We start from the raw sequence: 19,649 nt of genomic DNA, 5'->3' as shown, positions 1-19,649 counted from the left end.
ACAAACGCGACTACATCTTCAACGGCACCCTCACCGTCGCAGCGATCGCCATCTGGCTCCGCGACACCGTCCAAGAGCCATCAGAAACGACCTAGCGCCCGTCCCGGTCGGGCCGGTGCTCCACGTACTCGATCACCGTGCCGTCGGCATGGCGTGCCGTGAAGCCGGAGCCCGTGGGGACGGCGATCAGCGGCTCCGTGATCTCGGCGCCCTCGGCCTCCAGGCGCTCCAGGTAGGCCCGCGCCGAGTCGACGAGCAGGGTGCCGTCCGTCGCCCGGAAGGGCGCCAGTATCTCCTCGGTGCCCTCGATCAGGAGGAACGGGCCGACGGCGGCCAGGGCGAGTCGCTTCTCCGGGTACGTGAACCACATGTCCCGTTCCGTGCCGAGCAGGCGCTCGTACGAGGCGGCCAGGGCGTCCAGGGTGCCGGGGCCGGTGTAGACGCGGATGAAGGGGCGGGGCTGCGCCAGGTCGGAGGAGTCGTTGCGGCGGCGCCACATGGTGGGCGTGGCGGGTGCGTGTTCGGTCGTGTCGGTCATGGAGGCAGCCTCCGCCGTGCCGGGCGCCGCGGCCAGACAGGTGTTCATGGGGGTGGGTCCAGGTCATAGGCTGGGCGCATGGGGACAGTGGCTGCGGCGCACGAGGCGGCTCTACGGCGGGAGTTGGGCGGCTTCCTGCGGGCCCACCGCGAACGGTTGGCGCCCGCCGACGTGGGGTTGCCGGCCACGCGGCGCAGGCGTACGTCGGGGCTGCGCCGGGAGGAGGTCGCCGCGCTGTCGGGGGTCTCCGTGGCGTGGTACACGTGGCTGGAGCAGGGGCGGGTGGACGCCTCGCGGCAGGTCCTCGACGCCGTGGCCCGCGCCCTGCGGCTCGGTCGGGAGGCGCACCGGCACGCCCTGGCCCTCGCCGGCTTCACCGCCCGGCAGCAGGACGGCGACGACGCCGGCGACCCCGGTCTGCGGGCGGTGCTCGACAGTTGGCCGGACAGCCCGGCCCTGCTGCTCGGCCTCGCGCTGGACATCCTCGCCTGGAACCGCGCGTACGCGGCGCTGTGGCCCGACCCCGCAGGCTTCCCCGAGGAGCGGCGCAATCTGCTGCTCCTGCTGGTCCGCGACCCGGACCACCAGCGGTTGCTGCCCGCCTGGGAGCCCGTCGCGATGGACCTGTACCGGCACGTGCGCACCCGCGCCGACCGGCGCCCGCACTCCCCCGCCCTCCAGGGCGTCACCGCCCGACTGCGCGCCGAGCGGCCGGACTTGGACCACTGGTGGGCCTGCCGCTCGGTGGGCGACTTCGCCTCGCGGACGGTGGAGATCACCCCGCCGGACGGCTCGGGTGCGCCGCCCCGCGCGTACGGCATGACGCTGCTCCGCGCGCCCCGGCCGAGCGGCGCCGTTCTCCTCGTACAGACCCCGGAAACACAGACCCCGGAGACAGCGGCCCCATAGACAGAGGCCCCGGAACGCGCCGGACCCCCGGCTCCATGAGCGGAACCGGGGGCCCGACGTCACGCGGCGTGGGTCAGCAGCCCACGAGGCGCGTCGCGAGGTAGCCCTCGATCTGGTCGAGGGAGACCCGCTCCTGCTTCATCGAGTCACGCTCGCGCACCGTCACGGCGTTGTCGTCGAGGGTGTCGAAGTCGACGGTCACGCAGTACGGGGTGCCGATCTCGTCCTGGCGGCGGTAGCGGCGGCCGATGGCGCCCGCGTCGTCGAACTCGATGTTCCAGTTCTGGCGCAGCGCGGTGGCCAGGCCCTTGGCCTTGGGCGACAGCTCCGGGTTCCGGGACAGGGGGAGCACCGCGACCTTCACCGGGGCGATGCGGTGGTCGAAGCGCATGACCGTGCGCTTCTCCAGCTTGCCCTTGGCGTTGGGCGCCTCGTCCTCGAAGTAGGAGTCGAGCAGGAAGGCGAGCATGGTGCGGCCGACACCGGCGGCGGGCTCGATGACGTACGGCGTGTAGCGCTCGCCCGCCTCCTGGTCGAAGTAGGAGAGGTCCTGGCCGGACGCCTTGGAGTGCGCGGTCAGGTCGTAGTCGGTGCGGTTGGCGACGCCCTCCAGCTCGCCCCACTCGTTGCCGCCGAACTGGAAGCGGTACTCGATGTCAGCGGTGCGCTTGGAGTAGTGGGAGAGCTTCTCCTTCGGGTGCTCGAACCACCGCATGTTCTCCTCGCGCAGGCCCAGGCCGGTGTACCAGTTCCAGCGCTGCTCCATCCAGTACTCCTGCCACTGCTCGTCCTCGCCCGGCTTGACGAAGAACTCCATCTCCATCTGCTCGAACTCGCGGGTGCGGAAGATGAAGTTGCCGGGCGTGATCTCGTTGCGGAAGGACTTGCCCATCTGCGCGATGCCGAACGGCGGCTTGCGGCGGGAGGTCTGCTGGACCTGGGCGAAGTTGGTGAAGATGCCCTGGGCGGTCTCGGGGCGCAGGTAGGCGACGGAGCCGGTGTCCTGCGTCGGGCCCAGGTGCGTGGCGAGCATGCCGGAGAACTGCTTGGGCTCGGTGAACTGGCCCTTGGTACCGCAGTTGGGGCAGTTGACGTCCGCGAGGCCGTTGGCCGGCGGGCGGTTGTGCTTGGCCTCGTAGGCCTCTTCCAGGTGGTCGGCGCGGTGGCGCTTGTGACAGGAGAGGCACTCGGTGAGCGGGTCGGAGAAGGTCGCGACATGGCCGGAGGCCTGCCAGACCTCGCTCGCCAGGATCACCGACGAGTCGATGCCCACGACATCCTCGCGCGAGGTGACCATGTAGCGCCACCACTGGCGCTTGAGGTTCTCCTTCAGCTCGACGCCCAGCGGTCCGTAGTCCCAGGCGGCGCGCTGGCCGCCGTAGATCTCGCTACAGGGGAAAACGAAGCCACGGCGCTTGCTCAGGCTGACGATGGTGTCGATCTTGTCGGCGGCCACGGTGCTCTCTTCATAAGACGGTGGGCGAGGCGAATGCCTCAGGTTACCGGCGGCCCGGCCCCCCTAATCAAATCGGTTCCCCACGAGCCGCTTCGGGGCCCTGCCGCCGAGCCTCCGCCGGGCCCCCGCCGGGAGCGTTGCCGGGCCCCCGCCGGGAGCATTATTGACAATCGTTTCCACATTTGTTGAAAATGAGTGTCATGAACGTACGACGACGCCTCATACCCACCGCCGCCCTCGCCTCCGCGACGGTCCTCGGCCTCACGGCGCTGACCGCCTGCTCCTCCACCGCGGACGACAAGGACGGCAAGCTCGACGTGGTGGCGTCGTTCTACCCCATGCAGTACCTCGCCGAGCGCATCGGCGGCGACCACGTCTCGGTCACCACCCTCACCGAGCCCGGCCAGGAGCCGCACGACCTCGACGTCTCCGCCAAGCAGCGCGGACAGCTGGAGGAATCCGACGTCGCGCTGTACCTCAAGGGCCTGCAGCCCGCCGTGGACAAGGCGATCGACCAGTCCGGGATCGACACCAAGGTCGACGCCGGCTCCCTGACCGGCATGGAGAAGCACGGCACCGAGGTCGGCGGGCACGCCGAGGGGCACGAGGAAGAGGGCCACGAGGGCCACGGCCACGACCACTCCCACGAGGGCGCCGACCCCCACATCTGGCTCGACCCGGTGAAGTACGCCGAGGTCGCCGAGGGCGTCGGCAAGGCCCTGGCGAAGGCCGATCCCGACCACGCGGCGACGTACAAGAAGAACACCGCGAAGCTGGTGAAGGACCTCGACGGCCTGAACAAGAGCTACCAGGACGGCCTGAAGAACACCAGGAACAAGGTCTTCATCACGACCCACGCCGCCTTCGGCTACCTCGCCGAGCGCTACGGCCTCACCGAGGAGGCCATCAGCGGCCTGGACCCCGAGGCCGAGCCGAGCGCCAAGCGCGTCAAGGACCTCCAGAAGATGGCCGAGGAGGACGGCGTCACCACCGTCTTCTACGAGACGCTCGTCAGCGACGAGACCGCCAGGACCCTGGCGAAGGACGCGGGCCTGCGGACTGATGTACTCGACCCGGTCGAGGGCATCACCGGCAAGTCCAAGGGCGAGGACTACATCCAGGTCATGGAGTCCAACCTGAAGGCGCTGCGCAAGGCCCTGGGCGCCAAATGACCCCACCCCCTGTGGCTACGGAGGCACGAGCCATGAGCAAGCACGCCACATCCGCGGACGGGGACGCCGTCATATCCCTGCGCAAGGTGACGGCCGAGCTGGGCTCGCGCCCCGTGCTGCGCGGCATCGATCTCACCGTGGGGCGCGGCGAGGTCGTCGCCCTGCTCGGCGCCAACGGCTCGGGCAAGTCCACCGCCGTGCGTTCGATCATCGGCCAGGTGCCGGTGACCGGCGGCGACGTAGAGATCTTCGGCACCCCGCGCCGCCGCTTCCGCGACTGGGCCCGCGTCGGGTACGTCCCGCAGCGCACCACCGCCGCCGGCGGCGTCCCGGCCACGATCAGCGAGGTCGTCGCCTCCGGGCGGCTGTCCCGCGCCCGCTTCGGCGTGCTCCGCAAGGCCGACCGCGAGGCCGTCGCCCGCGCCATCGACCTGGTGGGCCTCGGCGAGCGCGCCAAGGACTCCGTGAACGCCCTCTCCGGCGGCCAGCACCAGCGGGTCCTGATCGCCCGCGCGCTGGCCTCCGAGCCCGAGCTGCTGATCATGGACGAGCCGATGGCGGGCGTCGACCTGGCCAGTCAGGAGGTGCTCGCGGCCACCTTGCGCGAGCAGGTCGCCAAGGGCACCTCGCTCCTGCTCGTCCTGCACGAACTGGGCCCCCTGGAGCCGCTGATCGACCGCGCCGTGGTCCTGCGCGACGGCTGCGTCCTGCACGACGGGCCGCCCCCGCACGCGGTCGGCCAGCACGCCCTGCCGGGCCACGACCACGTCCACCCGCACGCCGCCGACGCCGAGCCGGTCCGCACCGGCCTGCTCACCTGAGGACCCTGGCGATGGAAATCCTTGAGTACGCCTTCATGCAGCGGGCCCTGCTCGCCGCCGTCCTGGTCGGCATCACCGCGCCCGCTGTCGGCATCTACCTCGTCCAGCGCCGCCAGGCCCTGATGGGCGACGGCATCGGGCACGTCGCGATGACCGGCGTCGGCCTCGGCTTCCTGCTCTCCGCGTCCCCGGTGTGGATGGCGACGGCCGTCGCGATCGTCGGCGCCGTGGTGATGGAGCTGATCCGCTGGTACGGCAAGACGCGCGGCGACATCGCCCTCGCCATGCTGTTCTACGGCGGCATGGCGGGCGGCGTGATGTTCATCAACCTCGCCCCCGGCGGATCGAACGCGAACCTCCAGTCGTACCTCTTCGGCTCGCTCTCGACGGTCTCCGAGGAGGACGTCAGCGCGATCTGCCTGCTCGCCGCCTTCGTGGTGCTGGTCACGGTCGGTCTGCGCCGCCAGCTCTTCGCGGTCAGCCAGGACGAGGAGTTCGCGCGCGTGACCGGGCTCCCGGTGCGCGCCCTGAACCTGCTCACCGCCGTCACCGCCGCGGTCACGGTGACCGTCGCCATGCGCGTGGTGGGCCTGCTCCTGGTCTCCGCGCTGATGGTGGTGCCGGTGGCGGCCGCCCAGCAGCTCACCCGGAGCTTCGCGGCGACCTTCGCGATCTCGGTGGCGATCGGCGTCGCGGTGACGATCGGCGGCACGGCCACCTCGTACTACCAGGACGTGCCGCCGGGCGCGACGATCGTGCTGCTGACCATCGGGGTGTTCATCGCCCTCACGGTCCTCGCGACGCCGCTGGCCAGGCGCAGGGCGCGGGCCTCGGCCGCCGCGCGGGCGGCCGGGGATCCGGCGGAGTGCTCGGTGCCGGCCCAGCCGATGGCCAGGACCTGACCCCGGTCCGGGCCGACCTGGCACAATGGCCCGGCAGGCCCAGACCAGAGCGCAGACGCGAGGAGACAACCGTGGGAGCCCCGGTTCGAGGCAGATCCACCCGCCAGCGCGCGGCGGTGGCCGCGGCACTCGACGACGTGGACGAGTTCCGCAGTGCGCAGGAGCTGCACGACATGCTCAAGCACAAGGGCGACTCGGTCGGTCTGACCACGGTCTACCGCACGCTCCAGTCGCTGGCCGACGCCGGCGAGGTGGACGCGCTGCGCACCAGCGAGGGTGAGACGGTCTACCGCCGCTGCTCGACCGGTGAGCACCACCACCACCTGGTGTGCCGCCTCTGCGGCAAGGCCGTCGAGGTGGAGGGTCCCGCCGTCGAGAAGTGGGCGGAGGCCATCGCCGCCGAGCACGGCTTCGTGAACGTGGCGCACACGGTCGAGATCTTCGGCACCTGCGCGGAGTGCGCGAGCAAGTAGCCATACCTACGAAGGGGCCCGCACCGTCACTGTGACGGTGCGGGCCCCTTCGTACGCGCACGGGCGCGGTCAGCTCTCGGCGATCTGCTGCTCGTTCGGGACGGCCCCGCCGAAGCGGCGGTCGCGCGAAGCGTATTCGAGGCAGGCGCGCCACAGGTCGCGGCGGTCGAAGTCCGGCCACAGCACGTCCTGGAAGACCATCTCGGCGTACGCGCTCTGCCACAGCAGGTAGTTGGAGGTCCGCTGCTCGCCGCTGGGCCGCAGGAACAGGTCCACGTCCGGCATGTCCGGGTAGTACAGGTACTTCGCGAAGGTCTTCTCGCTGACCTTGGACGGGTCCAGCCGGCCCGCCCGCACGTCTTCCGCGAGGGCCTGGGCGGCGTCGGCGATCTCGGCGCGGCCGCCGTAGTTCATGCAGAAGTACAGGGTCAGCTTGTCGTTGCCCTTGGTCTGCTCCTGGGAGATCTCCAGCTCCTTGGCGACCGACTTCCACAGCTTCGGCATCCGGCCGACCCAGCGCACGCGGATGCCGAGATCGTCGAGCTGGTCGCGGGTCTTGCGGATGAAGTCACGGTTGAAGTTCATCAGGAACTTCACCTCGTCCGGGGAACGCTTCCAGTTCTCCGTGGAGAAGGCGTACAGCGAGATCGCGCCGACGCCCATCTCGATGCCGCCCTGGAGGACGTCCAGGACGCGCTCGGCGCCCACCTTGTGCCCCTCGGTGCGCGGCAGCCCGCGCTCCTTGGCCCACCGGCCGTTGCCGTCCATGACGATGGCGACGTGCTTGGGCACCAGCTCGGCGGGGATCTTCGGCGGCCGCACGCCCGTGGGGTGCGGCTCCGGGGTGGTGTACTCACGGCGGGACCGTCCGAGGATTCCGCGTCGTGCCATGGGGCTCTCTCTCCTACGTGACTTCAAGGGGTGCTGCTCAGCTTTTCTCTACGTACCGCAGCGAGCGCAGGCCGCGCTCCAGGTGCCAGTGCAGATAGGCCGAGACCAGCCCGCTGCCCTCGCGCGCGTGCCGCGCCTCGCACGCGTCCGCCGTCGCCCAGTCGCCGGTGAGCAGCGCGCCGAGCAGGGTGAGGGCCTCCTGCGACGGTACGACGCTGCCGGGCACCCGGCAGTCGACGCAGACGGAGCCGCCCGCCGCGACCGAGAAGAAGCGGTTCGGTCCCGGCAGGCCGCACTTGGCGCAGTCGCCGAAGCTCGGCGCGTAGCCGTTCACCGCCAGGGAGCGCAGGAGGAACGCGTCGAGGACGAGGTGCGGCGCGTGCTCCCCGCGCGCGAGGACGCGCAGCCCGCCCACCAGCAGCAGGTACTGCTGCACGGCGGGCTCGCCCTCGTGGTCGGTGAACCGTTCCGCCGTCTCCAGCATGGCCGTGCCGGCGGTGTAGCGGGCGTAGTCGGCCGCGATCCCGCTGCCGTACGGCGCGATGGTCTCACTCTGCGTGCACAAGGGCAGCCCGCGTCCGACCAGCTCACTCCCGCGCGCGAAGAACTGCACGTCGACGTGGGAGAAGGGTTCGAGCCGGGCCCCGAACTTGGACTTGGTGCGCCGCACCCCCCGCGCCACGGCGCGTACCCGCCCGTGACCGCGCGTGAGCAACGTGATGATCCGGTCCGCCTCGCCCAGCTTCTGGGTGCGCAGCACGATGCCGTCGTCGCGGAACAGACTCATGGGGCCATTCTCGCGTACGGCGGGGGGTGCGAGGTACGCCGTACGGCTGAGCGGTCACACCACCTCGCCCCTGCTGCGGGCGTTCGCGTACGCCGTCGCCGCGCGCAGCCGCTCCGCCATGGTCGCGGTGCGGACCTCCTCCGGGGCGCAGTCCCACTCGCGGCCGCCGCCGTAGGGGCGCAGCTGGACGTAGGGGCCCTCGTGTCCCATCACCCGGCCGACGCGTCCACTGCTGGTGTCCACGACGTACGAGCCGACGGGGAGGTGCGCGGGAAGGCTCACGGCGCACTCCTCAGGGCGGCGGCCAGGCGTTGCGCCACGGCGACGGAACACCCGCCCAATTCGATGCGCGGGCAGGGTGCCTCCCTGGCCACCGTCGCGGGGTCGATCCGCAAGGACGGCAGGGCAATTTCCGCTCGCGCGAGTGCGGCGCGCAATTCCCTCAATGTTTCCTCCGCCTGTTCGACGCATACCACTGCGTGGCGCTTGGATTCCGCCTCCACGTGACTCCCCTTCGCCTTCGGATTTCACTCTTCGCACCCCTACGGTGACGTATCGCGCCTACACTCGGCAGGGGTCTGCCCTCTACAACTGCGGGGCAGTGGAAGGCGGTTGGCCATGGCCAATGGTTCACGTCAGGCGGCGTGGGAGTTCTTCGGCACGGAGCTGAAGCGGCGCCGCGAGGACGCGGGGATCACCCAGTCGGCACTGGGGGCCCGGGTTTTCGTCTCCGGCGGCTACATTGGGCAATTCGAACAGGCTATTCGTAAACCGCAGTTGGACGTGGCCGAGCGGATCGACGAGGTCCTGCAAACCGACGGTATTTTCGGACGCATGTGCCGGAAGCTGATCGATGACAACCGTATGCCGATTACTTCGCCCCGGTGGTCGAGCTCGAAGCGCAGGCGACGCGGATCTGCGAGTTCGCTCCCACGCTGATTCCGGGACTGTTGCAGACCGCCGAGTACGCGCGTGTCGTCACCCTCGCGGCCAATCCGTTCGTCACGGACGAGTACGTGGAGGACATTGTTGCGGCCCGCCTTGAGCGGTCGGGCATCCTCAAGGACGCGACACGGCCCGAGTATTGGGTGGTGCTGCACGAGAACGTGCTGTACATCCCGGTGGGCGGCCCGGCGGCCATGGCGCAGCAGCTGGACCATGTCGCGGCGCTGATGCGTGAGCGGCAGGTGTTGGTGATGCTGCTTCCGTACGAGGCGGGGGCGCACGCCGCCATGCTCGGGACGCTGAAGCTCATGGACTTCGAGGACGCGCCGCCAACCGCCTATACAGAGACGTCGTTTTCGGGAACCCTGCTGGACGACCCGGCAGTGGTGAAGCGCGCACAGCGCGCATACGATCTGCTCAGGGGCGCCGCGCTGTCGCCGGAGGCGTCCCTCGCCCTGATCGAGTCGGCGGCTGAGGACTACAGACGATGCGCGAGTACGACCTGAGCAACGCCCGCTGGCGCAAAAGCAGCCACAGCAACGGCAGCGGCGGCGACTGCGTCGAGGTCGCCCACGACTTCATCGGCGCCGCCCGCTGGCGCAAGAGCAGCTACAGCAACGGCGAGGGCGGCGACTGCGTGGAGGTCGCCGACGGAGTCCCCGGTGTCGTGCCCGTGCGGGACAGCAAGGTCCCGCAGGGCCCCACCCTGATCATCGGCGCCCCTGCCTGGCAGGCGTTCGTCAGCGGCGCCGCCGCCCCTACCCGCGAGTGACCGCCGACGAGGCGAACGCGTCGGACAGCGCCTGCGTGTCGGCGTAGGACGGAATGCCCGGCGGGAGGGACGCCCCGTCCCTCACCGCCTCGGCCGCCGCGACAGCGCCCCGCAGTGCCGCGCGGAACAGCAGTGATCCGCAGCTGACGCGCGCCACGCCTGCCTCGGCCAGTTCGGGGAGGGTGGGACCGCCGGGCGCGTGGAGGATGTTGAGAGGGGCGTCGAACACCGAGGTCAGCTCGGTGATGGCCCGCACATCCCGCAGGCCGGGCACGAACAGTCCGTCGGCGCCCGCCTGTCGATACGCGGTGAGGCGGTCCGCGGTCTGCGTCACGTGAGCGCCGGGCAGCCAGTACGTGTCCGTGCGGGCGTTGACGAAGAGGCGGCCGCCCGTGGCCTCCTTCACGGCCCGGATCACGTCACACTGCCGGGCGGGGTCGGTGAGCGTGCCGTCCGCGCGGCCGTCCTCGATGTTCACGCCCACGATCCCCGCCTCCGCCAGCTCCACGGCGAGCGCGGCGACTTCCTCGGGCCGGTCGCTGAAGCCGCCCTCGATGTCGACACTGACCAGAACGTCGAGGCGGGCGAGACCGCGGGCGAGCCGGACGGTCTCCTCGCGCGCCGCGCCCGACCCGTTCCCGTCGGGCAGCCCCGCCGCCGCGGCCACCCCGAGACTGGTCGTCCCGACCGCCCGGAAACCGGCGGCGGCCAGGGCGGCCGCCGATGCGTGGTCCCAGGCGTTGGGGAGCAGGAGGGGCGCGCCGGGCGAACGGTGCAGGTCGCGGAAGTGCTCGTGGCGAAGGGTCATGGTCCGACCGTACGGGCGCGAGGCGTCGGCGAGGACCGAAACCTCACCGCCCAGGCGAGGTCCGTGGCCACCTGCGCGGCCAGACCGTCGGCCCGGAAAGGTTGTTCCGCGCGGAACCGGCCGCGCTTCCGCTCCCCGGGGCTCCTGGCCCAAGATGCCCTCATGAAGAGTGACTTGTTCTCCAGTGACCACATGGCGCAGCCGGCCCTCGCCCCCGGGATGACCCTCCAGAACGCCAAGTCGATCAAGTACGCGGTGAACGGCGAGATGTTCGCCCGGCAGGGCGCGATGATCGCCTACCGGGGCGATCTGCAGTTCGAGCGCAAGGGGCAGGGCGTGGGCGGCATGCTCAAGCGGGCCATGACCGGGGAGGGGCTGCCGCTGATGGCCGTGCGCGGCCAGGGCGAGGCGTGGTTCGCGCACGAGGCGCAGAACTGCTTCATCGTGGACGTCGAGCCGGGCGACGTCCTCACGGTCAACGGCCGCAACGTCCTGTGCTTCGACGCGACCCTCTCGTACGAGATCAAGACGGTGAAGGGCGCGGGCGTGACCGGGGGCGGCCTGTTCAACAGCGTCTTCACGGGCTCGGGCCGCCTCGGCCTGGTGTGTGACGGCAACCCGCTGGTGATCCCCGTCTCCCCGCAGCAGCCCGTGTACGTCGACACGGACGCGGTGGTCGGCTGGACCGCCGACCTGGCCACCTCGCTGCACCGCTCGCAGTCCATCGGGTCGATGATCCGCGGCGGCTCGGGCGAGGCGGTCCAGCTGATGCTGCGGGGCGAGGGCTACGTCATCGTCCGCCCCAGCGAGGTGACGCCGCAGAAGGCGCAGCAGCACTGAGCGTGCCGCCGCGCCGAGCGGTCGGCGCGGCGGCAGGTCAGGCGGCCCGGCCGGCCCGCTGCTCGTAGCCGGCGAGGCGGACGCAGACGGTCAGGCCGCGCATGGCCTGCTCCAGGTCGGCGAGGCCCGGGTAGCTGGGCGCGATCCGGATGACGGCGTCGCGCGGGTCCTGGCCGTAGGGGTGCGTGGCGCCGGCCGGGGTCAGCACGATGCCGGCCTCGGCGGCGCGGCGCACGACCTCCTTGGCGCAGCCGTCGGGGACCTGGAGGGTGACGAAGTAGCCGCCCTTGGGCGAGGTCCAGGTCGCGAGGCCGGTGCCGCCCAGCTCGGCCTCCAGGATCCGGGCGACCGTCTCGAACTTGGGCCCGAGCAGGGCGCGCTGGCGCTCCATGTGGGCGCGTACGCCGTCGGCGTCCCGCAGGAACAGCACGTGCCGCAGCTGGTTGATCTTGTCGGGGCCGATGGAGCGCTTCTGGTTGTTGGCCAGGAGCCACTGCACGTTGGCGGGCGAGGAGCCGAAGAAGGCGACGCCCGCGCCGGCGGCGGTGATCTTGGAGGTGGAGCCGAAGACGAACACCCGGTCGGGGTTGCCGGCCTCGGCGCAGGCGCCGAGGAGGTCGGCGATCCCGGTGGGCTCGTCGGTCAGGTGGTGGACGGCGTAGGCGTTGTCCCAGAAGATCCGGAAGTCGGGGGCGGCGGTCTCCATGCGGGCGAGGCGGGCCACGGTCTCGTCGCTGTAGGAGACGCCGTCGGGGTTGCTGTACTTGGGCACGCACCAGATGCCCTTGACCGCCGGGTTCTCGGCGGCGAGCCGCTCCACGGCGTCCATGTCCGGGCCCTGGTCGGTCATCGGTACGGGGATCATGTCGATGCCGAACCGCTCGCAGAGCGCGAAGTGCCGGTCGTAGCCGGGCACGGGGCACAGGAACGCGATGCGCTCCTGGTCCACCCAGCAGGACTCGGCGCCGGGCAGCTTCCCGAGGAGGGCGTGCACCAGGCAGTCGTGCATCAGCTCCAGGCTGGAGTTGCCGAGCGCGAGCAGCTGGCCCGCGGGCACCTGGAGCAGGTCGGCGAAGATCTCGCGCAGCTCGGGCAGACCCTGGAGGCCGCCGTAGTTGCGTACGTCCGTGCCGTCGGCGGCGGTGTGGCGTCCGCCGGGCAGGCCGAGCAGGTCCTCGCTGAGGTCGAGCTGTTCCGGCGCGGGCTTGCCCCGGGTGAGGTCGAGGGAGAGCCCGCGCGCGGCAAGCTCCGCGTAGTCCTTCCGGGCCCGCTCCAGGAGCCCGTCCAGGGCCGGGGCGTCGGGGCTCAGCTCGGTGGTCATGGTGTTGCCTCTCGCAGGGTGCGGCTTCGGTGGGTCGCGCGCGGTGGGGTCGCGCACGGTCGGGCGGCGGTCGGTCGGGGCGCGCCCGGTGGGGCACGCGGGGCCACGCCCCCGGTGGGGTACGCGGGGGTCGCGTTCGGTGGGTCGCGCCTGCCGAGAATACAAACCGGCTCCGCCCCGTGCGCCGGGCGCCCGGTCCACGAGACCGGCGGTGCCCCCGGGCCGCCGGGGGCCACCCGCCGGGCCCCGCTCGCCAATGGGGGTGAAAGGCCGTGTGCGGGGCCTTGACCGGCCCCCGCACCCCTCTTATGGTCGCCACGCCACCCACGACGTAGGACGTGGGATCTCTCCAGGGAACAAGGGAGACACCGTGAGCGACCCGATCCCTCGAACCGCGACGCGGCCCGACCGCCGGTCCTTCCTGCGGTACACCGGCGCCCTGGGCGCGGCCGCCACCGTCACCACCACGCTCTCCGCCTGCTCCTCGGGGCCGGAGTCCACCAACGACACGGGGGGCGGCGGCCAGGGCGGCGACGCCACGCTCACCGCCGTCATCGGCTACGGCAACGACGGCAGCTGGGACCCGACGCAGACCGCCTCCGCCTTCGCCATGGCGGGCAACGAACACATCTACGAGGGTCTGCTCGGCACCGACCCGATCAGCCGCGAGCCCTACCCGGCGCTCGCCACCGAGATCCCCGGCGACCTCCGGGCGACCACATGGAAGTTCACCCTGCGCCCGGGTGCCAAGTGGCACGACGGCAGGCCCGTCACCGCCGACGACGTGGTCTTCGTGTTCGACCGCATCCTCGACCCGAGGACCCAGACGCTCGCCAAGGGGTTCTTCGCGAGCTGGCTCAAGGAGGTCAGGAAGGTCGACGCCACCTCCGTCGAGCTGATCTTGAAGTTCCCCTTCCCCGACGGCGCCGCCCGCCTCTCCCTCGCGAAGATCATGCCGAAGCACGTCTTCTCCGAGCCCGGCGCCTGGGAGGACGCGACCAAGGGCAAGGCGGTGGGGTCGGGACCGTACCGGCAGACCGCGCACCACCCGAAGTCGAACACCACCTTCGAGGCCTTCGCGGACTACAACGGCCCCCGCAAGGCCGCGTTCAAGAAGATGAACTGGCTGACGATCGTGGACGCCGCGCCGCGCGTCGCGAAGATCTCCGGCGCGAGCGCGGACGCGGAGATCGCCGACAACATCCCGTACGCCAACATCGCGCAGCTGGAGAAGAGCGGCATGAGCGTCGAGGGCGGCGCCGGGATGAACAACCTCTTCCTGCTCTTCAACACCGCGCACAAGCCGTTCGACGACGTACGGGTGCGCCAGGCGCTGCACTACGCCATCGACCGCGACAAGATGATCGAGGCCGCCCTGCGCGGACACGGCAAGGCGTCGACGTCCTTCCTGAACGAGGCCAACCCCTCCTACCGGCCCGCGCGGACCGTCTACGCGTACGACCTGGCGAAGGCGCGGAAGCTCCTGAAGGCGGCGGGCGTCGGCAAGCTGCGGGTCAATCTGATGGCGGTGAACGTCAGCTGGATCGTGGACTGCCTGCCGACCATCCAGGACGGCTGGGAGAAACTCGGCGTCGAGGTGACGCTCGACCCGCAGGAGACCACCGCCGTCTTCACCAAACTGGACCAGAAGAAGGACTTCCAGGTCGTCGCCGCCGCCTCGAACCCCAACCAGTTCGGGCTCGACGCCGACCTGATCATGCACTACAACTACGGCCCCGAGAACCTGTGGATGGGCTACGCCCGCTGGGCCGGCGACCCGGTCGCCAGGAAACTCTTCAAGGACATGGCGGCGGCCACCCGCGAGCCCGAGGCGAGCCGCAAGAAGACCATGATCCAGGAGTACATCGACGTCGTCGCCGAGCAGGCGGTGCTCTATCCGGTCGTGCACAACGAACTCATGACGGCCTGGGACCCGAGGAAGATCGGCGGCGTCCGGGCCCAGCCGTATCCGGGGATCAACCTCCTCCAGGCCAAGTGGGCCTGACCACCGCCCAGTCCACCGGCCAGTTCGGGGGTCGTGCTCCGTGACCGCAGTCCTCAGAATCCTCGCCCGCCGCATCGCCCTGCTCGTCCCGCTGCTGCTCGGCATCGTGCTGTTCGTCTTCCTCGTGATGCGGTTCTCCGACGTCGACCCGGCCTCCGCCTTCTTCCAGGGCGCGAACCCGACCCCCGAGCAGCTGCACCGGTTCCGCGAGGAGAACGGCCTCCTCGACCCGCTGCCGGCGCGCTACATCGCCTTTGTCGGGGACCTCCTCCACGGCGACATGGGCATCAGCGTCCTCAACCGCTCCCCCGTCCTGGACCAGGTCACCACCGCCCTGCCGCTCACCATGCAGCTGACGTTCCTCGGCCTCGGCATCGCCGTCGTGCTCTCGCTGACCCTCGGCGTGACCGCCGCGATCCACCGCGACCGGCTGCCGGACCAGCTCATCCGCGTCACCTCCCTGACCGGTGTCGCGGCGCCCGGCTTCTGGCTGGCGCTCCTGATGATCCAGTACCTGGCCGTCGACCTCGGCTGGTTCCCGACCGGCGGCTACATCAACCCCGCCGACTCCCTCACCGGCTGGCTGCGGACCATGACCCTGCCCGCCCTCGCCCTCTCCCTGCCGGTGGCAGCGGGCCTCACCCGCGTCATCCGCACCGCCGTGGTCGAGGAGCTGGACAAGGACTACGTGCGTACGGCCATCGGCAGCGGCCTGCCCCCGGTGGTCGTCGTCGGCTGCAACGTCCTGCGCAACGCCCTCATCAACCCGCTCACCGTGCTCGGACTGCGCGTCGGCTACCTGCTGGGCGGCGCCGTCGTCATCGAGACGATCTTCTCGCTGCCCGGCATGGGCAAGCTGATGATCGACGCCGTGAAGAACGGCGACCCGGCCGTCGTCCAGGGCGTCGTCATCACCACCGCCGTCGGCTTCGTGATCGTCAACCTCGTCATCGACATCCTGCACCTGCTGGTCAACCCCCGCCTGAGGGGGACGAGTTGACGTTCACCTCGCGCAAGGCGCTGACCGAGCGCCTGTCCGTGCCCGGCCTGCGGCTCCGCCCGCTGCGCCGGCTGCCCGTCCTGTCCCGGGTCGCGGTGGGCGTCCTCGCCCTGGTCGTCCTGGTGGCGGCCCTCGCCCCGCTCGTCGCCCCGCACGACCCCCTCGACCAGCAACGCCAGACCGACGGCACCGGGCACCCCTCCGCCGGCCACTGGATGGGCCAGGACAGCCTCGGCCGCGACATCCTCAGCCGGCTGATGTACGGGGCGCGCTGGTCGCTGGCCATCGGGCTCGGCGCGACGCTGCTGGCCCTCGCCGTCGGCGCGCTCGTCGGCGCGGTCGCCGCGACCTCCCGCAAGGCCGTCGACGAGACGCTGATGCGCTGTCTCGACGTCGTCATGGCCTTTCCCGGCATCGCGCTCGCCGCGGTCCTCGTCGCGGTCTTCGGCGGCGGCATCACCGTACTGATCTGCGCGATCGCGTTCCTGTTCACCCCGCCGATCGCCCGCGTCGTCCGGGCCAACGTCCTGGACCAGTACGGCGAGGACTACGTCGTGGCCGAACGCGTCGTCGGCGCGCGCACCCCGCACATCCTGATCCGGCACGTCGCCGTGAACTGCGCGGCGCCCATCCTGGTCTTCTGCACCGTGCAGGTCGCCGAGGCCATCGTCTTCGAGGCCTCGCTCTCCTTCATCGGCGCGGGCGTCCGGCCGCCCGACCCCTCCTGGGGCAGCGTCATCGCCGACGGCAAGAACATGGTCCTGATCGGCGGCTGGTGGGCGACGGTCTTCCCCGGCCTGCTCATGCTGATCACGGTCCTCGCCCTGAACATCCTCTCCGAGGGCGTCTCCGACGCGTGGGCCGCGCCCTCCGGCCGGGACGTGCCCGACGCGGCCCGCGCCGAGGACCGCCTCGAAGCGCCCGAGCCCGGCACCGGCGAGGTCCTGGACCTGCCGGGCCTGACCGAGGCCGCCCAGCGGCTGCGCGCCCGCGCCCGGCCGCTGCCCGAGGGGCCGCCCGTCCTGACCGTCACCGGCCTCGCCGTCGGTTTCGCCCAGCGGCACGCCGGGACGGACATCGTCGACGCCATCGGCTTCCACGTACGCCCCGGCGAAGTCCTCGGCCTGGTCGGCGAGTCGGGCTGCGGCAAGTCGCTGACGGCGCTGACGGTGATGGGCCTGGAGCCCCGGGGCGCCCGGGTGCGGGGCAGCGTCGTCTTCGACGGGCGGGAGCTGGTCGGCCTGCCCGCGCGGGCCCGGCGCCGGCTCCTCGGCCACCACATGGCGATGATCTACCAGGACGCCCTGTCCTCGCTGAACCCGGCCATGACGGTCCGCTCCCAGCTGGGGCAGGTCGTCCGCAGGGGTGGCCGCCGCACGGCCGCCGACCTGCTCGAACTGGTGGGCCTGGACCCCGAGCGGACCCTGTGCAGCTATCCGCACGAGCTGTCCGGCGGCCAGCGCCAGCGCGTCCTGATCGCCATGGCCCTCTCCCGCGACCCGAAGCTGATCATCGCCGACGAGCCGACGACGGCGCTCGACGTCACCGTGCAGGCCCAGATCATCGAACTGCTGCTGCGGTTGCGCGCGGAGCTGGGGTTCGCGCTGATCCTCGTCTCGCACGACCTGGCGCTCGTCGCGGACGTCACCGACCGGGTGGTGGTGATGTACGGCGGCCAGATCGTCGAGACGGGCGTCACCGCCGACCTGGTGGGCGCCCCGGCGCACCACTACACGCGCGGGCTGCTCGGCTCCGTGCTCTCCCTGGAGTCGGCGGCGCGGCGGCTCACGCAGATCAAGGGCGTGGTGCCGTCCCCGGCGGACTTCCCGGCGGGCTGCCGGTTCGCGGACCGCTGCCCGCTGGCCTCGACGGTCTGCCGGGATGTGACCCCGGCGCTGGTGGGCCCGGCGCCCCATGAAACGGCGTGCCACCATCCGGCAGTGCCCCGTCGGGAGGCGCCCCGCAGGGGCGCGGGGAACTGTGCGACAAGCCACGACGAGCCCGCGCCCGGGGAGCACACATGACCACTCCCCTGCTCAGGTTGACCGACGTGCACGTCACCCACCGGGCCCGCTCCGGAGGGCTGTTCTCCCGGGACCAGGTCCACGCCCTCACAGAGGCGAACCTGGAAATCGCCCCCGGCGAGACCCTCGGCGTCGTGGGCGAATCGGGCTGCGGCAAGTCCACCCTGGCCAAGGTCCTGGTCGGCGTACAGCGCCCCACCGGCGGAACGGTGACGTTCAGGGGCAGGGACCTCTGGACGATGGCCCCCGCGAGAAGGCGGACGGAGATCGGCACCCGCACCGGCATGATCTTCCAGGACCCGTCGACCGCCCTGAACCGCAGGCTGTCGGTGCGGCAGATCCTCCGGGACCCCCTCGACGTGCACCGGCGCGGCACCCCGAGGGAACGGGAGGACCGGGTACGGGAGTTGATGTCCCTGGTCGGCCTGCCCAAGGCCCTCGCGGACGGACTGCCCGGCCGGCTCTCCGGCGGACAACGCCAACGCGTGGCCATCGCCCGCGCCCTGGCCCTCGAACCGGACCTGGTCGTCGCCGACGAACCGACCAGCGCGCTCGACGTGTCCGTGCGCGCCCAGATCCTCAACCTCCTCCTGGACCTGAAGGAACGCCTCGGCCTCGCCCTGGTCTTCGTCTCGCACGACATCCAGACCGTGCGCAGGATGAGCGACCGCGTCATCACCATGTACCTGGGCCGGATCGTGGAGGAGGCACCCGCCGCCGAGATCCTGGACCGCGCCCGCCACCCGTACACCCGCGCCCTGTTCTCCGCCACACCGGGCCTGCTGGCCCCCATCGACCCGATTCCGCTGGTGGGACCGGTGCCGTCGGCGACCCGGCCGCCGAGCGGCTGCCCGTTCCGCACGCGCTGCTGGAAGGCGGACGCCGTGTGCGCCGAGATGATGCCGGACGCCGAACGGGCGGGCCCGGGGCACCGGTTCCGCTGCCACCACCCGGTCGGCGCGGGCCAGTCGACCCACGAACTCGCCACCCAGGCCGCCGCCACGGCCCGAACCCCGGCCGCCGCCACCGCCGCACACCCCAGGGAGCGCCCATGACCCTGCCCACCCCGCTGACCGGTGTCGTCCCGCCCGTCTGCACCCCGCTGACACCGGACCGCGAGGTGGACACCGCCTCCCTCGTCCGGCTCGTGGACCACTTGATCGGGGGCGGCGTCGACGGCCTCTTCGTGCTCGGCTCCACCTCGGAGGCCGCGTACCTGACGGACCGCCAGCGGGCGCTGGTCGTCGACACGGTGGTCCGGCACGTCGGCGGCCGACTGCCGGTGCTCGCCGGAGCGATCGACATGACCACGCCCCGCGTCCTGGACCATGTGCGCACGCTCGCGGAGGCGGGCGCGGACGCGGCCGTCGTCACCGCGCCCTTCTACACGCGCACCCATCCGGCCGAGATCGCCCACCACTTCCGGCTGGTCGCGGACCGCTCACCGGTGCCGGTCATCGCGTACGACATGCCGATGTCGGTGCACTCCAAGCTGAGCGCGGAGCTGGTGCTCGAACTGGCCGCGGAGGGCGTGCTGGCGGGCCTGAAGGACTCCAGCGGCGCCGAGGGAGCCTTCCGGAGCGTGCTCCTCGGCAGGCGGTCGCTACCGACGCCCTTCAGCGTGCTGACCGGTTCGGAGGTGACGGCCGACGCGGCGCTCGCGATGGGCGCGGACGGAGTGGTGCCGGGCCTCGGCAACGTCGACCCCGCCGGATACGTACGCCTGTACGCCGCTTGCCGCGAGGGCGACTGGGAGCGGGCGCGGGCCGAACAGGAGCGGCTGTGCGCCCTGTTCGGGATGGTCACGGCGGGCGACCCGACCCGGATGGGCGGCAGCTCGTCGGCGCTGGGCGCCTTCAAGGCGGCGCTGCACCTGCGCGGCGTGATCACCTGCCCGACGACGGCGGAACCGCAGATCCCGCTGTCCCCCGGGGAGACGGAAACGGTGGGCAGGCACCTGGCGGCGGCGGGGCTGCTCTGAGGGG

Annotated in this window: 19 protein-coding genes and 1 pseudogene; 13 read left to right on the top strand and 7 right to left on the bottom strand. The window is 71.6% G+C overall.

Annotated elements, in window-relative coordinates; all coding sequences use genetic code 11:
* Positions 1–91: 91 nt before the first annotated feature.
* On the bottom strand, positions 92–538 hold the full coding sequence (locus ACZ5GP_RS20270) for a VOC family protein (protein ID WP_468752143.1): 447 nt from the start codon (positions 536–538) through the stop codon (positions 92–94).
* 78 nt (positions 539–616) lie between these two features.
* On the opposite strand from ACZ5GP_RS20270, the gene ACZ5GP_RS20265 reads away from it, so the two are divergent.
* Positions 617–1,447, top strand: a complete 831-nt coding sequence (locus tag ACZ5GP_RS20265; RefSeq protein WP_468752142.1) for a helix-turn-helix domain-containing protein — start codon at positions 617–619, stop codon at positions 1,445–1,447.
* A 73-nt stretch (positions 1,448–1,520) separates the two neighbouring features.
* Here ACZ5GP_RS20265 and ACZ5GP_RS20260 read toward each other — a convergent pair whose 3' ends face one another.
* Entirely contained in the window at positions 1,521–2,903 is a 1,383-nt protein-coding gene (locus ACZ5GP_RS20260) for a glycine--tRNA ligase (protein WP_358589038.1), read from the bottom strand.
* Between the two features lie 200 nt (positions 2,904–3,103).
* On the opposite strand from ACZ5GP_RS20260, the gene ACZ5GP_RS20255 reads away from it, so the two are divergent.
* From ACZ5GP_RS20255 to ACZ5GP_RS20240, 4 genes are all read left to right on the top strand, one after another.
* Positions 3,104–4,075, top strand: coding sequence for a metal ABC transporter substrate-binding protein (locus ACZ5GP_RS20255; protein ID WP_468752141.1), 972 nt, complete (start codon positions 3,104–3,106; stop codon positions 4,073–4,075).
* A gap of 32 nt (positions 4,076–4,107) precedes the next feature.
* Entirely contained in the window at positions 4,108–4,896 is a 789-nt protein-coding gene (locus ACZ5GP_RS20250; RefSeq protein ID WP_468752140.1) for a metal ABC transporter ATP-binding protein, read from the top strand.
* An 11-nt stretch (positions 4,897–4,907) separates the two neighbouring features.
* Positions 4,908–5,798 (top strand): metal ABC transporter permease, encoded by an 891-nt coding sequence (locus tag ACZ5GP_RS20245; protein WP_468752139.1) that lies wholly within the window; start codon positions 4,908–4,910, stop codon positions 5,796–5,798.
* Between the two features lie 71 nt (positions 5,799–5,869).
* Positions 5,870–6,271 (top strand): Fur family transcriptional regulator, encoded by a 402-nt coding sequence (locus tag ACZ5GP_RS20240; RefSeq protein WP_358589046.1) that lies wholly within the window; start codon positions 5,870–5,872, stop codon positions 6,269–6,271.
* 69 nt (positions 6,272–6,340) lie between these two features.
* On the opposite strand, the gene ACZ5GP_RS20235 is transcribed toward ACZ5GP_RS20240, so the two are convergent.
* Genes ACZ5GP_RS20235 through ACZ5GP_RS20225 form a run of 3 tightly spaced genes read right to left on the bottom strand, consistent with a single transcriptional unit; the run spans position 6,341 to position 8,231 of the window.
* Positions 6,341–7,162 carry an isoprenyl transferase gene (locus tag ACZ5GP_RS20235; RefSeq protein ID WP_468752138.1) on the bottom strand — a complete coding sequence of 274 codons (822 nt, stop codon included), beginning with the start codon at positions 7,160–7,162 and terminating at the stop codon, positions 6,341–6,343.
* 37 nt (positions 7,163–7,199) lie between these two features.
* Positions 7,200–7,949, bottom strand: coding sequence for a DNA repair protein RecO (gene recO / locus ACZ5GP_RS20230; protein WP_358586422.1), 750 nt, complete (start codon positions 7,947–7,949; stop codon positions 7,200–7,202).
* 54 nt (positions 7,950–8,003) lie between these two features.
* Positions 8,004–8,231: a hypothetical protein gene (locus tag ACZ5GP_RS20225; protein ID WP_468752169.1), complete on the bottom strand. Its 228-nt coding sequence runs from the start codon at positions 8,229–8,231 to the stop codon at positions 8,004–8,006.
* Positions 8,232–8,567: 336 nt separating this feature from the next.
* Between ACZ5GP_RS20225 and ACZ5GP_RS20220 the strand changes: the two are divergent.
* Positions 8,568–9,400, top strand: a pseudogene (locus tag ACZ5GP_RS20220) (helix-turn-helix domain-containing protein).
* Entirely contained in the window at positions 9,382–9,666 is a 285-nt protein-coding gene (locus ACZ5GP_RS20215; RefSeq protein ID WP_468752137.1) for a DUF397 domain-containing protein, read from the top strand. The pseudogene ACZ5GP_RS20220 and the gene ACZ5GP_RS20215 overlap by 19 nt, the downstream one beginning before the upstream one ends.
* Here the strand turns inward: ACZ5GP_RS20215 and ACZ5GP_RS20210 are convergent.
* Positions 9,653–10,474: an isocitrate lyase/PEP mutase family protein gene (locus ACZ5GP_RS20210; RefSeq protein ID WP_468752136.1), complete on the bottom strand. Its 822-nt coding sequence runs from the start codon at positions 10,472–10,474 to the stop codon at positions 9,653–9,655. The two genes, ACZ5GP_RS20215 and ACZ5GP_RS20210, sit on opposite strands and share 14 nt — an antisense overlap.
* Positions 10,475–10,636: 162 nt before the next feature.
* Between ACZ5GP_RS20210 and ACZ5GP_RS20205 the strand changes: the two genes are divergently transcribed.
* Complete coding sequence (locus tag ACZ5GP_RS20205; RefSeq protein WP_468752135.1) at positions 10,637–11,314, top strand: AIM24 family protein; 678 nt, start codon at positions 10,637–10,639, stop codon at positions 11,312–11,314.
* Between the two features lie 37 nt (positions 11,315–11,351).
* On the opposite strand, the gene ACZ5GP_RS20200 is transcribed toward ACZ5GP_RS20205, so the two are convergent.
* Entirely contained in the window at positions 11,352–12,635 is a 1,284-nt protein-coding gene (locus tag ACZ5GP_RS20200) for an aspartate aminotransferase type Ic (protein ID WP_468752134.1), read from the bottom strand.
* Between the two features lie 370 nt (positions 12,636–13,005).
* On the opposite strand from ACZ5GP_RS20200, the gene ACZ5GP_RS20195 reads away from it, so the two are divergent.
* Genes ACZ5GP_RS20195 through ACZ5GP_RS20175 form a run of 5 tightly spaced genes read left to right on the top strand, consistent with a single transcriptional unit; the run spans position 13,006 to position 19,645 of the window.
* Complete coding sequence (locus ACZ5GP_RS20195) at positions 13,006–14,640, top strand: ABC transporter substrate-binding protein (protein ID WP_468752133.1); 1,635 nt, start codon at positions 13,006–13,008, stop codon at positions 14,638–14,640.
* A gap of 40 nt (positions 14,641–14,680) precedes the next feature.
* Positions 14,681–15,640 carry an ABC transporter permease gene (locus ACZ5GP_RS20190; RefSeq protein WP_468752132.1) on the top strand — a complete coding sequence of 320 codons (960 nt, stop codon included), beginning with the start codon at positions 14,681–14,683 and terminating at the stop codon, positions 15,638–15,640.
* Complete coding sequence (locus ACZ5GP_RS20185; RefSeq protein WP_468752131.1) at positions 15,637–17,664, top strand: dipeptide/oligopeptide/nickel ABC transporter permease/ATP-binding protein; 2,028 nt, start codon at positions 15,637–15,639, stop codon at positions 17,662–17,664. Before ACZ5GP_RS20190 ends, ACZ5GP_RS20185 begins: the two co-directional genes overlap by 4 nt.
* Complete coding sequence (locus tag ACZ5GP_RS20180; protein ID WP_468752130.1) at positions 17,661–18,719, top strand: oligopeptide/dipeptide ABC transporter ATP-binding protein; 1,059 nt, start codon at positions 17,661–17,663, stop codon at positions 18,717–18,719. The genes ACZ5GP_RS20185 and ACZ5GP_RS20180 overlap by 4 nt, the downstream gene beginning before the upstream one ends.
* On the top strand, positions 18,716–19,645 hold the full coding sequence (locus tag ACZ5GP_RS20175) for a dihydrodipicolinate synthase family protein (protein ID WP_468752129.1): 930 nt from the start codon (positions 18,716–18,718) through the stop codon (positions 19,643–19,645). Before ACZ5GP_RS20180 ends, ACZ5GP_RS20175 begins: the two co-directional genes overlap by 4 nt.
* The last annotated feature ends 4 nt before the right edge of the window (positions 19,646–19,649 follow it).

The sequence above is a fragment of the Streptomyces sp. NPDC031466 genome (assembly GCF_055581265.1).
Note: the sequence above shows the minus strand (reverse complement) of the source record. Positions and strands in the feature narration are given on the sequence as shown.

Excerpts from the sequence above, each read along its gene's own strand:
- ACZ5GP_RS20270 (WP_468752143.1), bottom strand. The coding sequence starts at position 538 with ATGACCGACACGACCGAACACGCACCCGCCACGCCCACCATGTGGCGC.
- ACZ5GP_RS20265 (WP_468752142.1), top strand. The coding sequence starts at position 617 with ATGGGGACAGTGGCTGCGGCGCACGAGGCGGCTCTACGGCGGGAGTTG.
- ACZ5GP_RS20255 (WP_468752141.1), top strand. The coding sequence starts at position 3,104 with ATGAACGTACGACGACGCCTCATACCCACCGCCGCCCTCGCCTCCGCG.
- ACZ5GP_RS20250 (WP_468752140.1), top strand. The coding sequence starts at position 4,108 with ATGAGCAAGCACGCCACATCCGCGGACGGGGACGCCGTCATATCCCTG.
- ACZ5GP_RS20245 (WP_468752139.1), top strand. The coding sequence starts at position 4,908 with ATGGAAATCCTTGAGTACGCCTTCATGCAGCGGGCCCTGCTCGCCGCC.
- ACZ5GP_RS20235 (WP_468752138.1), bottom strand. The coding sequence starts at position 7,162 with ATGGCACGACGCGGAATCCTCGGACGGTCCCGCCGTGAGTACACCACC.
- recO (WP_358586422.1), bottom strand. The coding sequence starts at position 7,949 with ATGAGTCTGTTCCGCGACGACGGCATCGTGCTGCGCACCCAGAAGCTG.
- ACZ5GP_RS20215 (WP_468752137.1), top strand. The coding sequence starts at position 9,382 with ATGCGCGAGTACGACCTGAGCAACGCCCGCTGGCGCAAAAGCAGCCAC.
- ACZ5GP_RS20210 (WP_468752136.1), bottom strand. The coding sequence starts at position 10,474 with ATGACCCTTCGCCACGAGCACTTCCGCGACCTGCACCGTTCGCCCGGC.
- ACZ5GP_RS20205 (WP_468752135.1), top strand. The coding sequence starts at position 10,637 with ATGAAGAGTGACTTGTTCTCCAGTGACCACATGGCGCAGCCGGCCCTC.
- ACZ5GP_RS20200 (WP_468752134.1), bottom strand. The coding sequence starts at position 12,635 with ATGACCACCGAGCTGAGCCCCGACGCCCCGGCCCTGGACGGGCTCCTG.
- ACZ5GP_RS20180 (WP_468752130.1), top strand. The coding sequence starts at position 17,661 with ATGACCACTCCCCTGCTCAGGTTGACCGACGTGCACGTCACCCACCGG.
- ACZ5GP_RS20175 (WP_468752129.1), top strand. The coding sequence starts at position 18,716 with ATGACCCTGCCCACCCCGCTGACCGGTGTCGTCCCGCCCGTCTGCACC.